11 protein-coding genes are annotated in these 12,978 nt (G+C 59.7%); 8 read left to right on the top strand and 3 right to left on the bottom strand.

What is annotated here, in order from left to right:
• The first annotated feature begins 220 nt into the window (after positions 1-220).
• The gene (locus NKJ01_RS21625; protein WP_352730813.1) at positions 221-1,051 is read left to right on the top strand and encodes an aspartyl/asparaginyl beta-hydroxylase domain-containing protein; all 831 of its coding nucleotides are present in this window, start codon (positions 221-223) and stop codon (positions 1,049-1,051) included.
• A 96-nt stretch (positions 1,052-1,147) separates the two neighbouring features.
• Here the strand turns inward: NKJ01_RS21625 and tnpA are convergent, their stop codons facing one another.
• Positions 1,148-1,576, bottom strand: coding sequence for an IS200/IS605 family transposase (tnpA, locus tag NKJ01_RS21620; protein ID WP_352730811.1), 429 nt, complete (start codon positions 1,574-1,576; stop codon positions 1,148-1,150).
• A 320-nt stretch (positions 1,577-1,896) separates the two neighbouring features.
• Between tnpA and NKJ01_RS21615 the strand changes: the two genes are divergently transcribed.
• From NKJ01_RS21615 to NKJ01_RS21590, 6 genes are all read left to right on the top strand, one after another.
• Complete coding sequence (locus NKJ01_RS21615; RefSeq protein ID WP_352730809.1) at positions 1,897-3,555, top strand: hypothetical protein; 1,659 nt, start codon at positions 1,897-1,899, stop codon at positions 3,553-3,555.
• Between the two features lie 77 nt (positions 3,556-3,632).
• Positions 3,633-4,007: a fluoride efflux transporter CrcB gene (crcB, locus tag NKJ01_RS21610; RefSeq protein ID WP_023757962.1), complete on the top strand. Its 375-nt coding sequence runs from the start codon at positions 3,633-3,635 to the stop codon at positions 4,005-4,007.
• Between the two features lie 62 nt (positions 4,008-4,069).
• Entirely contained in the window at positions 4,070-5,050 is a 981-nt protein-coding gene (locus tag NKJ01_RS21605; RefSeq protein WP_352730807.1) for an RluA family pseudouridine synthase, read from the top strand.
• Between the two features lie 62 nt (positions 5,051-5,112).
• Complete coding sequence (locus NKJ01_RS21600) at positions 5,113-5,985, top strand: DMT family transporter (protein WP_352730855.1); 873 nt, start codon at positions 5,113-5,115, stop codon at positions 5,983-5,985.
• A gap of 11 nt (positions 5,986-5,996) precedes the next feature.
• The gene (locus NKJ01_RS21595) at positions 5,997-6,788 is read left to right on the top strand and encodes an ATP12 family chaperone protein (protein ID WP_352730805.1); all 792 of its coding nucleotides are present in this window, start codon (positions 5,997-5,999) and stop codon (positions 6,786-6,788) included.
• A 195-nt stretch (positions 6,789-6,983) separates the two neighbouring features.
• Positions 6,984-8,873, top strand: coding sequence for an MFS transporter (locus tag NKJ01_RS21590; RefSeq protein WP_352730803.1), 1,890 nt, complete (start codon positions 6,984-6,986; stop codon positions 8,871-8,873).
• Positions 8,874-8,950: 77 nt separating this feature from the next.
• Here the strand turns inward: NKJ01_RS21590 and NKJ01_RS21585 are convergent, their stop codons facing one another.
• On the bottom strand, positions 8,951-9,148 hold the full coding sequence (locus NKJ01_RS21585; RefSeq protein WP_023757957.1) for a DUF2735 domain-containing protein: 198 nt from the start codon (positions 9,146-9,148) through the stop codon (positions 8,951-8,953).
• Between the two features lie 315 nt (positions 9,149-9,463).
• Here NKJ01_RS21585 and NKJ01_RS21580 point away from each other — a divergent pair, with 315 nt between their 5' ends.
• Positions 9,464-10,504: a glutamine synthetase beta-grasp domain-containing protein gene (locus NKJ01_RS21580; protein WP_352730801.1), complete on the top strand. Its 1,041-nt coding sequence runs from the start codon at positions 9,464-9,466 to the stop codon at positions 10,502-10,504.
• A gap of 1,063 nt (positions 10,505-11,567) precedes the next feature.
• Here the strand turns inward: NKJ01_RS21580 and glnA are convergent.
• Positions 11,568-12,977: a type I glutamate--ammonia ligase gene (gene glnA / locus NKJ01_RS21575; RefSeq protein ID WP_023757955.1), complete on the bottom strand. Its 1,410-nt coding sequence runs from the start codon at positions 12,975-12,977 to the stop codon at positions 11,568-11,570.
• Position 12,978 lies beyond the last annotated feature (1 nt).

The raw sequence follows: 12,978 nt of genomic DNA, 5'->3' as shown, positions 1-12,978 counted from the left end.
CCGACGCAATCTGGCCCCCGGGGAAAATGGCACGAGCTTGGCCTGCCGGCGGTGCATTGACCGAAACTGGTGGGCTTCACCAGGCAGCCAGCCGGCCGCGATAGCAGGGGCCGTTGTGTGGTAACCCAAAAAACCTTATCAAGGCGCACGACCGGGCGGTGGTCGTTGCCGTGATTTGGGCACCTCATTCGCAACAGGATCGCGCGTCGCGCGTGGAAAAATGACAAAAACCCTTCGCAAAACCCTTCGCAAATTCGCCATTGCCATCCCGCTTCTCGCCCTTGGCTTCTATTTCATTCCCATCCTGACGACCATCTTCATCGTTTGCGGCCTGATCGACGTGCTGCGCAACGATCGCAAGGATCTATCGCTGTTCAGCGGTTACTTCCTCGGCAACGGCCTGTTCACTTGGCTGCTTTCGCCGTTCAATCTGCTGGTCGACCTTGTGTGCTACAGAAATCCGGGCGTCTGGAAGCTCGAGCAGTTTCCCGCCGACTATGAGCGCGAGGTCAATGAGGTCCTGGACATCTTCAAGGCGCGCAAGGACGAGATCATCGCCGACATCGACGCCAATTTCGGCGCCGGCCGGCGCGGGATGTATGTCTACCAGTGGTACGGCAAGCACAAAATCGACAACGTCGCCGAGTTCAATAAGGATTTCAAATACATCAAGACCATCGCCGTTTCCGTCTTCAGCAAGCGCGAATCGACCTCCTGGCACTTCGGCCCGCTGCGGCTCAGCTTGCGCATCCTATACAATCTGGTCCCGGTGAAATCGGAGATCTTCGTCGAGTGCGGCAACGTCAAGAATTATTGGTACGACAATCCGCTGTTCATCTTCGACGACACCCTGCTGCATCGCTCGGTCAATGAGTATGACGGCCGCCGCTACTGCGTGTTCATGGACATCATCCGTCCGTCCCCTGTTCCCGGCCTGATCGCGGCCATGCTCGCCATCGTCTCGGTGAGCGTCGAGCGCATCAATTCCATGTTCTACAAGAACTGGAAGATGATCGGTTCGACCAAGGCGAAGAAGACCGAGACGACCTGAGCTTAAATTTGTGAATACTCCACCGCCTAAAGGCGGTGGCTTCAAGTTACGGCTTAAAGCCGGATCGGTCCGCCGTCCGGCGGACAGGGCGCGAACTCACGTCACGTTGAAGTTGTCGTCGGGCTCGGGCGGCTCCTGGTTCATGATGTATTCGGCCCACATCTCGTCGGTCACATTCCCGCTGCTCACCACCCAGTAGCCTCTCGCCCACAGGTGCTGGCCCCAGTAGCGCTTGCGCAGTATTGCGAACTCGCTCAGCAGCTTGTGCGAGCTGCGCCCCTTCAGGTGCTGCACCGCGCGCGACACCGACAGCCGCGGCGGGATCGACACCAGCATATGCACATGGTCGCGGTTGATCGAGCCGGCATGCACAACCATCTCGTGCGCGCGCGCCGTCTCGCGCAGCAACTCCCGGCACCGGTTTCCAACGTCGCCGCCAAGCACCGCGTAACGGCACTTCGTCACCCAAACCAGGTGATACTTGCAGTCCCAAACCGTGTGGCTGCCACGCTTGTACGCTTCCATCCAGCCCAGTCTACACGGCAAGCGCCGCGATCCCAGCCGCCTAAAGGCGTGGGGTTTCCTGATCCCCTATCGGGGACTCTAAATGCTGCTGGCTTCGCTGGCGGCATTTAGGCACATTTATAATATAATCGATTGCTACTTTAGTGTGATCGTAAGTATTGCTACTATTTGCGCTTGCGGCGGCCACCGGTTAAAGTGTACATCCCATATCAACTTGATGATTATTGTTCCGAATCGCGCGGGCTCCGTTCCTGTCTGTATCGGTAGGAGTCCCGGTTTGACCTCGACAATCCTGCACTTGTTTTCTTTGGCGGCCCCAAGTGACGAAGAACGAGACTTTCGGATTCTGGATAAGGACCTACCTATGTACAATCTTGCTTGGTGTTGCTTTTGTAGCCATATATGTAGCGCTTGAAGAGCCAATATATTATTGGGATTTCGCTGCCTATTTCGAGATATTCAACCAGCAGGGCGTGTTGTTGGTCGAAGATCCTGTTCGGTGGCTGCGCCTGCTGAGGGGCTCTATCGCCACGGACGATTACAGCACGGCAATTTTGGCGCCCCTGATGCCGTTTTACTTACTATTTGGCGGATCGAGGCTTTCATATGTCGCCGGAGTGGTCGCGGTCTACCTGGTCCCGACCGCTCTTTTCATGGGCAGAATGAGCTACATGGAGGCGGTCTCCGAGACGTCTCCGTCCTGGGGCTGGCCTGCCGTATGGATTGCGGCCTTTCTTTACACGCCGTTCTGGGCGGCAACGCTTCGCGGATGGCCGGATCTCGGCGGTTGCCTGGCGCTTTCTGCAGCGACCTATTTTCTCTGGAAATCGAAGTTTCTGACCCGTGAACCGGTGATCAGCGGAATACGTGTCGGTGGGTACCTGTGGTTGGCGTTCATGCTGCGCCGCTGGTATGCCTATGCCGGTATAGGCGCTGGAATTTCGGCGGCCTTTTTCTGTTTGTTTCAGGCGGCAAAAGACCGGGACTTTCCGGTGCTCCTGAAAGCCGCGTTAGGCGGCGTGTGCGCGCTTCTCGTCGTCGCCGGAGCCGCACTGGCCTTCCAGCAACCTCTGATCCTCAGGATTCTGTGGACCAACTATGGTGATATCTACAGCGGATACAAGACGACCTTGGCATCCCAGCTCGATCAGGTGGTATCCCGGCTCAGCTATGTGAACTGGCTGTTGATAATATTTGGCCTTTACATCTCTTTTTTACGTCGCAATCGCTTTTCTTTATTCTGTGCCGTCGCTTCGATAACCACCTTTTTTCTATTCACTCGGACACAAGATCCGGACCTTCATCATTCGATGCCAATGTTTCTTTGGCTCTTTCCCGCATACGCCCAGGCAATCGTTGCGATCGTTTCGATGCCGGCGCTGAGATCGCGATTGTCGGCCGCCATCATAGTCGTTGTCGCCGGACTTGCTTTTTTGGGAACCTTTTTCCCGATCGGCCGCCAGTTGCTGTCGCCGATCAATTATGTTTATGCCAGCCAAGGTATTCTGCCTCTTCATCTTGACAGTATGTCTGAATACAAACGCCTTACTGATGACCTTACCAGGGAAATGCGTCCTGAGGACCGTTTTGCGGTATTTGCTTCAGGCTCTGTCATGAACAGCTGGCTGTTGTTCGCCCTGAAAAGAAGCCTATATCCTCACATTGAATGGCCTTGCCAAGTGGACAGTCGCGATGGATTCGTACCTGACACATTGAAGTCAAGATATGCTGTCGTAACCGACCCGCCCGTTACCCATTTGCAATCAGGTGCGCAGCTCTGCGTTACGCTTTCCAACCAGTATATTCTCGACGGGAAAGGCATCGGTACCGCCTACAGACGCCTCGCGGAATACAAGTTGTCCGGTGGCGTTACCGGTTATCTCTACGAACAGACGCGCCCGGTCAGCAAAGCTGAAGTGGACGCCCTCTACACCGACTTCAGGAAGAAATATCCAAGCTGGATAACACCTGAGTGGTGACCAGTTCGACTGGTCTGCGCAGTTCTGCCCAACGCAGGGATTGACCAGGCTGCCCCTGTAGGGGCAGTAAAACGGTCATGTTGAATCTGCTTCTCGTTGTGGTCGGTGGCGGCATCGGTGCCGGCATTCGTCATCTCACCAGCATGGGTGCGCTGCGCCTTGTCGGCCCCAACTATCCCTGGGGCACGATGGCCATCAACATCGTCGGCTCCTTCGCCATGGGCCTGTTCATCGCCATCTTGGCGCGTCGCGGCGGATCGAACGAACTTAGGCTGTTCGTTGCCACCGGCATGCTCGGCGGCTTCACCACTTTCTCAGCCTTTTCGCTCGATTTCGCGACGCTGTGGGAGCGGGGAGCGACACTTCCGGCGTTCGGATATGCGCTTGCCAGCGTCATTGGCGCCATTATCGCCCTGTTTCTGGGACTTTGGCTCGCAAGAACCGTTTCATAATGCTATTGCCGCGCCGAGAGCAGGGCCGAGCCCTGCCGGGAAACGGATAAGCGAAGAAGAATATGGCAGGCGTTGAACAGATCACGGTGGAGGCCGGCGAGGCGGGCATGCGGCTCGATCGCTGGTTCAAGACCCATTTCCCGGGCCTTGGTTTCGGCCATCTGCAAAAGCTGCTTCGCTCCGGCCAGATTCGCGTCGATGGCGGCCGGGTCAAGGCCGACACGCGTGTCGAGCCCGGCCAGATGGTGCGTGTCCCGCCGCTCGAGGTCGACAAGAAGGGCGAGAGCGCGCTGACTGGCCACTCGATCCGCAACCAGGGCGATGCCGATGTCCTGGCGAAAATGCTGATCCACGAGGACCCCAAGGTCTTCGTCTTCAACAAGCCGGCGGGCCTTGCCGTGCAGGGCGGCTCCGGCGTCACCCGCAATGTCGACGACATGCTGGAAGCCTGGCGCAACCAGAAGGGCGAGAAGCCGCGCCTGGTGCATCGGCTCGATCGCGACACATCGGGTGTGCTGGTCGTCGCCCGAACGCGCCTTGCCGCCATGAAGCTCGCCGAAGCGTTTCGCGCCCGCGAGACTAAGAAGACGTATTGGGCGCTGGTCAAGGGCGTGCCGCCGAAGCGCGAGGACAAGATCTCGACCTGGCTGATCAAGGAGCCGACGCCGGATGGTGACCGCGTCCGCGTCGCCGCGCACGGCGAAAAGGGCGCCGACCACGCCGTGTCCTACTATCGCATCATCGAGCGGGCGGCGCAGACGATGACCTGGCTGGAGATGGAGCCCTATACGGGGCGCACCCACCAGCTTCGCGTCCATGCCGCTTACATCGGCTGCCCGATCCTGGGCGATCCGAAATATTTCGAGGCCGACACCAATTGGGATTTTCCGGGCGGCATTCAAAACCGCCTGCATCTGCATGCGCGCCGCATCATCATTCCGCATCCGGACAAGGGCGTCATCGATGTCACCGCGCCGATGCCGCCGCACATGCGCCAGAGCTGGAACCTGATCGGCTTCGACGACGCCAGCGCTGAGGACTGATCGTGAGCGGGGCCACCGACGCGCTCGCCACCGATACGCTTGATCGCCACGATACGATCGACATGGCCGCCGCCGCCATAATGGTCGGCCTGACTTTTTCCTGGGGGCTGAACTACGTCGCCGCCAAGATTTCCTTTGCCGGTTACGACCCGGTCTTCCTGTCGATCGCGCGCTCGATCATCGGCGGCTTCTGCGTCTTCCTCTGGTGCCGTTGGCGCGGCATCGCGCTGTTCACGCGCGACGGGACATTGCGCGCCGGCATCGCCGTGGGCGTGCTGTTCGGCATCGAGTTCCTCTGCCTCTATGTCGGCCTGGAGCACACGAACGTCGCCCGCAACACGCTGCTGGTCAACACAATGCCGTTCTGGATGCTGCTCGGCGGCCATTTCCTGCTTGGCGAACAGATCACCTTGAGGAAATTCCTCGGTCTGTTGCTGGCCTTTGCCGGCCTTGCCGCAGTGTTTTCCGACAAGCTTGGCGGTGGCGGAGACATGCTGTTCGGCGATCTCCTGAGCCTCGGCTCCGGATTTTTCTGGGCCCTGACCAACATCCTCATCAAGCGGTCGAAGCTGGTCGAGGCGACTGCCGAAAAGCTTCTGCTCTACCAGCTCGCCGGTGCTGCAATCGTCGGCATATTGGTGCTGCCTCTCGCCGGTCCGCCCGTTCGCGATCCGACCGTGCTGCCGACTTTGGCGCTGCTTTTCCAGGCGGTCTACATCGTCGCCTTCACCTATGTGCTGTGGTTCTGGCTGCTGCGGCGCTATCCGGCATCTGGCCTGTCCAGTTTTACCGTCCTGTCGCCGGTTTTCGGCGTCTTGTGCGGCGCCGTGTTCTTGAATGAGCCGCTGACCATGCGCATTTTCCTGGCACTTGGCCTGATTGCCGCCGGCCTTATCATCGTCAATCGGCCGGTGCGCAAGATCGTGCCGGTGTGAGAGAGACCTCTATGCGTGATATCCTCAACGACCTCGAAGCGGGCAAGCATCTTTCCGACCCCGATCCGGTGCGCCGCGCCCAGATCCAGATGAAGACGCATCTGCCGAAGCGCTTCTACAAGACCGTCTCGGTCGCGCCGGTGGAAGACGGCTTTGCCGTGCATCTCGACGGCAAGCCGGTGCGCACGCCGGGCAAGGCGCTCCTGACGCTGCCGACCGAGGCGGCGGCTGCGCTCGTCGCCAACGAGTTCGCCGCCCAGGGCGAGACCATCGATCCGGTGACCATGCCGGTGATGCGCCTCGTCAACACCGCGATCGACGGCGTTGCCAGCGATCCGCAGGCGGTGCTGGAGGACATCCTGCGCTTTGCCTCGTCCGATCTGCTTTGCTATCGCGCCGACGCGCCGCAGGGGCTGGTGGAGCGGCAGAACCAACATTGGGATCCGGTTCTGGATTGGGCGAGGGAGACGCTCGGGGCAAGGTTCAACCTCGCCGAAGGAATCGTCCATGTCGAGCAGCCGCGCGAAGCCATCGCCGTGCTGGGCAGCCATCTTGCCCGGCGCACCGATCCGCTGCGGCTCGCCGCCATCCATGTGATGACGTCGCTGACCGGCTCGGCGCTGCTGGCGCTGGCCGTCGATTTCGGCGAACTCGACGCCGAGGGCGCCTGGGCTGCCGGGCATGTCGACGAGGACTGGCAGATCGAGCATTGGGGGCAGGATGCGGAGGCCGTCGCGCGCCGCTCGGCCCGCAAGCGCGACATGTTGGCTGCCACCGGACTGCTCGAGGCGCTCAGGGGCTGACGGGATCCGCCGCTCGCTCGGATTCATCCCGCAGCGCACCTAATACCAAAGTCATAATCCCAAAGACGCGCTGCCTTTGGCCAGCGCTTTCTGTCATTTTTCCCGTTGATGGCTGCCCTGAGTCCGCGTTCGGAGGAGAACACGGATGTTGCCGCGCAGCTTCGAGGTCAACGGGTCTCACGGGAGGAAAACACAATGGCAATGGCATCGACCGCCGGCGGAACGAGCCGCGGCATGACGCGGGAAGAGAAGAAGGTCATCTTCGCTTCCTCGCTAGGCACCGTTTTCGAATGGTACGATTTCTATCTCTACGGCTCGCTCGCAGTGTTCATCGGCTCGACGTTTTTCAGTCCGACCATTCCGGAAGCGACGCGTAATATCTTCGCGCTGCTGGCTTTCGCGGCCGGCTTCCTGGTGCGCCCGTTCGGCGCACTGCTGTTCGGCCGCATCGGCGACCTTGTCGGCCGGAAATATACGTTCCTTGTCACCATGACGATCATGGGCCTGTCGACCTTCCTGGTCGGTCTGCTGCCTGGTTATGCGACCTTGGGTATCGCCGCCCCGATGATCCTGATCATCCTGCGCATGCTGCAGGGCCTGGCGCTGGGCGGCGAGTATGGCGGCGCGGCCACTTACGTCGCTGAGCACGCCCCGGACAATCGGCGAGGCTACTACACTTCCTGGATCCAGACGACGGCGACGCTCGGCCTGTTCCTGTCGCTGATTGTGATCCTGATCGTACAGGCTTCATTGAGCAAGGAAAGCTATGCCGCCTGGGGCTGGCGTATTCCGTTCATCGTATCCTTCCTGCTGCTCGGCATCTCGATCTGGATCCGGCTTTCGCTTTCCGAATCGCCGACCTTCCAGCGCATGAAGGACGAGGGCAAGGGCTCCAAGGCGCCGCTGACGGAAGCCTTCGGTCAATGGAAGAATGCCAAGATTGCCCTGCTGGCGCTGCTCGGTCTCACCGCCGGCCAGGCCGTGGTGTGGTACAATGGCCAGTTCTACGCGCTGTTCTTCCTGACCAACGTGCTCAAGGTCGACGCGCAGTCGGTTAACATCATGATCGCCATCGCATTGGCGATCGGCTCGATCTTCTTCGTCGTCTTCGGCTGGCTCTCTGACAAGATTGGCCGCAAGCCGATCATCATGGCGGGCCTTGCCTTGGCGATTGTCTGTACCTTCCCGCTGTTCAAGGCACTGACCTGGGCTGCCAATCCGGCGCTTGCCACGGCTCAGCAGAACACGCGGGCGACGGTGACGGCTGCACCCGGCGACTGCAGGTTCCAGTTCAATCCGGTTGGCAATGCGAAGTTCACAACGTCCTGCGATATCGCGACAGCCTTCTTGACCAGAAACTCGGTTCCTTATGACGTGGTGTCGACGGCTGCGGCCGGAACAGCCGCGTCGGTCAAGATCGGCAACGAAACGGTGGCTTCCTATGACGCTGTCGCCGCTGGCGATCAGGCCAAGGCCAAGGAGGCGGCCTTCGTGAAAGCCGTCAACATGGCTCTGAAAGACGGAGGCTATCCGCTGAAGCGCGCGGCGATCAAGGTTGCGGACCAGAAGCTCGACGCGTTTGTCGCCGCCAACCCGGAACTGAAGCTGGACGGTGCCGCGATCCGCGCCGGTGAAAAGGCTACTGTGCCGGTCGACCAGGCGGTGAAGGACAAGTTGCTGACCACCGATGAAGCAGCGGGTGCGCCTGAAGTCACCGTCTACAACATCCCGGCTGGCGGCGCCTTCGCCATGTTCGCCGACCCGGCGGCAGTGAACTGGCCAATGACCATCGGTATCCTGTTCATCCTGGTCCTGTTCGTGACCATGGTCTACGGGCCGATCGCGGCGATCCTGGTCGAGATGTTCCCGACCCGCATTCGCTACACCGGTATGTCGCTGCCCTACCACATCGGCAATGGCTGGTTCGGAGGCCTGCTGCCGGCAACGGTGTTCGCGCTGAGTGCCTACAAGGGCGACATATATTATGGCCTCTGGTATCCGGTGGTGATCGCGGCGATGTCGCTGGTCATCGGCATGATCTTCGTGAAGGATACGCTCGGCACCGACCTGCACGCCAAGGAGTAGGCGAGCTCAAGTGGTCAAAGGAAAACCCGGCGCGAGCAATCGCGCCGGGTTTTTCTGTTGTAATGGTCTGGAGACGTCTAGCTCTTGCGAGGTAGTTCGGCTTCCGCGATGGCAGCCTCATGGTACCAGGCCTCGCCATGGTCGAGCGGGTGATCGCGCAAAGAGGCAAGCTCTGCCGCGAACTTAGCCTTTACGCCTAAATTTGAGGCAGTCATGCGCGATGCCACCGGGAACATCAGGATTTTTGCCGACGGACGGGCTGACGTGATCTCCATTGGCTGTCTCCTTCCTTCTGCGGACCCTTGTCGATTCATCTTTGCATGAAGGTAAGTCCTGCGAACCATTTAGGCAAGATGCCTAAGGAAAGATCAATAGTTGCCTGTTATTGATGCAGATTTTGTCTTTGGTCGATCTTGGCGCATTGCTTAGGCGGCTTGGTTGCATCTCAGATGTGAACTGGCATTTTTGACGCACCCAGCGCAGCGGAAATGGCACACGAATTGCATTTTATCGACTTGGCAGCTGGGCTGCTGGATGGCTCGGCGCGCCTGCGTCATCCAGGTTCGGTGATTAAGCAACGAGAGGCTAGAATGACGAAATACAAGCTCGAGTACATTTGGCTCGATGGATACACGCCGGTTCCCAACCTTCGCGGCAAAACGCAGATCAAGGAATTTGCCGAATTCCCGACGCTTGAGCAGCTGCCGCTATGGGGCTTTGATGGTTCCTCGACCCAGCAGGCCGAGGGGCACAGCTCCGACTGTGTGCTGAAGCCCGTCGCCGTCTATCCGGACCCCGCCCGCACCAACGGCGTGCTGGTTATGTGCGAAGTCATGATGCCCGATGGCGTCACGCCGCACGCTTCCAACAAGCGCGCCACCATCCTCGACGACGAGGGCGCCTGGTTCGGCTTCGAGCAGGAGTATTTCTTCTACAAGGATGGCCGCCCGCTCGGCTTCCCCGAGAGCGGCTATCCCGCACCGCAGGGCCCGTACTACACCGGCGTCGGTTATTCCAATGTCGGCTCCGTCGCGCGCCAGATCGTCGAGGAACATCTCGACCTCTGCCTCGCCGCCGGCATCAACCATGAAGGCATCAACGCCGAAGTGGCCAAGGGCCAGTGGGAATTCCAGATTTTCGGCAAGGGCTCCAAGAAGGCCGCCGACCAGATGTGGATGGCCCGCTACCTGATGCAGCGCCTGACCGAGAAATACGGCATCGACATTGAATACCACTGCAAGCCGCTTGGCGACACCGACTGGAACGGCTCGGGCATGCACGCCAACTTCTCGACCGCCTATATGCGCGACGTCGGCGGCAAGGCCTATTTCGAAGCGCTGATGGCGGCTTTCGACAAGAACCTGATGGATCACATCGCCGTCTACGGCCCGGACAACGACAAGCGTTTGACCGGCAAGCACGAGACCGCGCCGTGGAACAGGTTCAGCTACGGCATCGCCGACCGCGGCGCCTCGATCCGCGTGCCGCATTCCTTCATCAACAACGACTACAAGGGTTATCTGGAAGACCGCCGCCCGAACTCGCAGGGTGACCCCTACCAGATCGCCTCACAGATCCTGAAGACGATCGCTTCGGTGCCGGCAAGCGCCCAGGTTTCAGCTGCGGCTTGAGCCTTCGTCACGGCGGAAACCTGCCGTGACCGTCTCAGGCCCATCCTACGGTCTTCCCAAGCAAGAACCCCGGCGAAAGCTGGGGTTCTTTTTGTAATGGAACTTTGGCGCGCCGCTCGCTCTACCGAAAGGCCTGAAGCGCGGCCTTCACATTGTCACAGAAATCGAAGCACCATTTTCTGGCGTAGTCCGGATCTATTCCCACCAGGCTGGCCTGCTCGAATGCATTCCTCTGGGGCGGATCGTTGTGCCCGCCGGCTGAGCCGCGCAGTATTGCTTGCCATGAGGTTTGCTGTCCGGGCGGCGGCTTGCCGCTGCGATCCAGAATGCAGCGTGCGTCCGGCCCGCACGCAAGAACCCCAGCCAAGGACCCGGGTTCTTTTCCCATTAACCGGCAGATCGCATCCCGGCCGGAACATACCCAGAAAAAGTCAGGCAATTCGGGCGATCGCAAATCCCTGCGACGTTCCGGCGCCAACCAGGCAATTCCGGCGACTATCTGTCAAAAAAGCTTGGAAAACAGCGCTTTCCAGCACTTATTTGTGGCAAAGACCCTCCCATAAGCACCTGTTCACGTTGCGAAATCGACTGTCCACGACCCATTTGGCGGCGTTGACAGGTTGCAGCGCAGCATGCGAATTCGCAGGCCTTGGGGTTACGTCACGCAATGCTGTTCGGACGGGCGGGGTTTTCTTGAACGGCGGCATTGGCGGGGGGCGCCGGACGAGCGGTCACTGTAGCCTGAGACAGTGCGCCGCTCGCTCCTGGCTCCATGTTCGCGCTCGAACAGTGATCCGCTTGTCACCCACCAGATCTTGCTGACCCGAGACGGCGTCACCGGATTGACGTGCCGTGCTTGCAGATTGACCCAGCGCCCGTGGACCACGGCACACACACGATCGTCAAAAAACAAAACGCAAAAAGCGTTGCCCATCTGCAGCGGGCGACAGCGAGAGCGGGCCGACGGCAGGCACGACTATCGGAGTGCAGCAAAGAGCCCTTGAAAGAGAAAATCTTTCAAGGGCTTGAACATTACGCTGAACCTTTAGTCTGAGATTCAATCTCAGACGGAGTAGTACATGTCGTATTCGACCGGATGCGGGGTCATTTCGAAGCGCATCACCTCGGCCATTTTCAGCTCGATGTAGCTGTCGATCTGGTCGTCGTCGAAGACGCCGCCAGCCTTCAGGAAGCCGCGGTCCTTGTCGAGGCTCTGCAGCGCTTCACGCAGCGAACCGCAGACGGTCGGGATCTTCTTCAGCTCCTTCGGCGGCAGGTCGTAAAGGTCCTTGTCCATCGGCTGGCCGGGATGGATCTTGTTCTTGATGCCATCGAGACCGGCCATCAGCATGGCGGCGAAAGCGAGGTAGGGGTTCGCGCCTGGATCGGGGAAACGGACCTCGACGCGCTTGGACTTGGGCGACGAGCCGAACGGGATGCGGCAGGAGGCCGAGCGATTGCGCGCCGAATAGGCGAGCAGAACCGGCGCTTCATAACCCGGGACCAGACGCTTGTAGGAGTTGGTCAGCGGGTTGGTGAAGGCGTTGATCGCCTTGGCGTGCTTGATGATGCCGCCGATGTAGAACAGGCAGCTCTCCGAAAGGCCGGCATATTCGTTGCCGGCGAAGGTCGGCTTGCCGCCCTTCCAGATCGACTGGTGGACGTGCATGCCCGAGCCGTTGTCGCCGAAGATCGGCTTCGGCATGAAGGTGGCCGTCTTGCCATAGGCGTTGGCGACCTGGTGCACGACATATTTGTAGATCAGCATCTTGTCGGCGTTGCGGACCAGCGTGTCGAACTTGATGCCGAGTTCGTGTTGCGCAGCCGCCACCTCATGGTGATGCTTTTCGACGCGCACGCCCATCTCGGCCAGCACGGTCAGCATTTCCGAGCGCATGTCCTGCGCACTGTCGATCGGCGGCACCGGGAAATAACCGCCCTTAATGCGCGGACGGTGGCCGAGATTGCCGGTCTCGTAGTCCGTGTCGTCATTCGACGGCAGTTCGGTCGAGTCGAGCTTGAAACCGGTGTTGTACGGGTCGGCCTTGTACTTCACGTCGTCGAACACGAAGAACTCGGCTTCCGGGCCGACATAAATGGTGTCGCCGATGCCTTCCGATTTCATGTAGGCCTCGGCCTTCTTGGCCGTACCGCGCGGATCGCGGTTGTAGGATTCACCCGAAACCGGATCGAGGATGTCACACAGGATGACCATGGTCGACTGGGCGAAGAACGGGTCCATGTGGACGGTGTCCGGATCAGGCATCAGCACCATGTCGGACTCGTTGATGGCCTTCCAGCCGGCAATCGACGATCCGTCGAACATGACGCCATCGGCGAACATGTCTTCCTCGACCTCGATGACATCCATCGTCACGTGTTGCAGCTTGCCCTTCGGGTCTGTGAAGCGCAGGTCGACGAATTTTACGTCGTTGTCCTTGATCTGCTTCATGATGTCTTTGGCTGTTGTCATG

The organism is Mesorhizobium sp. M0276, assembly GCF_040321755.1.
Lineage (GTDB): Bacteria > Pseudomonadota > Alphaproteobacteria > Rhizobiales > Rhizobiaceae > Mesorhizobium.
The sequence above is the reverse complement of the archived record's forward strand: the minus strand, read 5'-3'. Positions and strand labels throughout refer to the sequence as shown.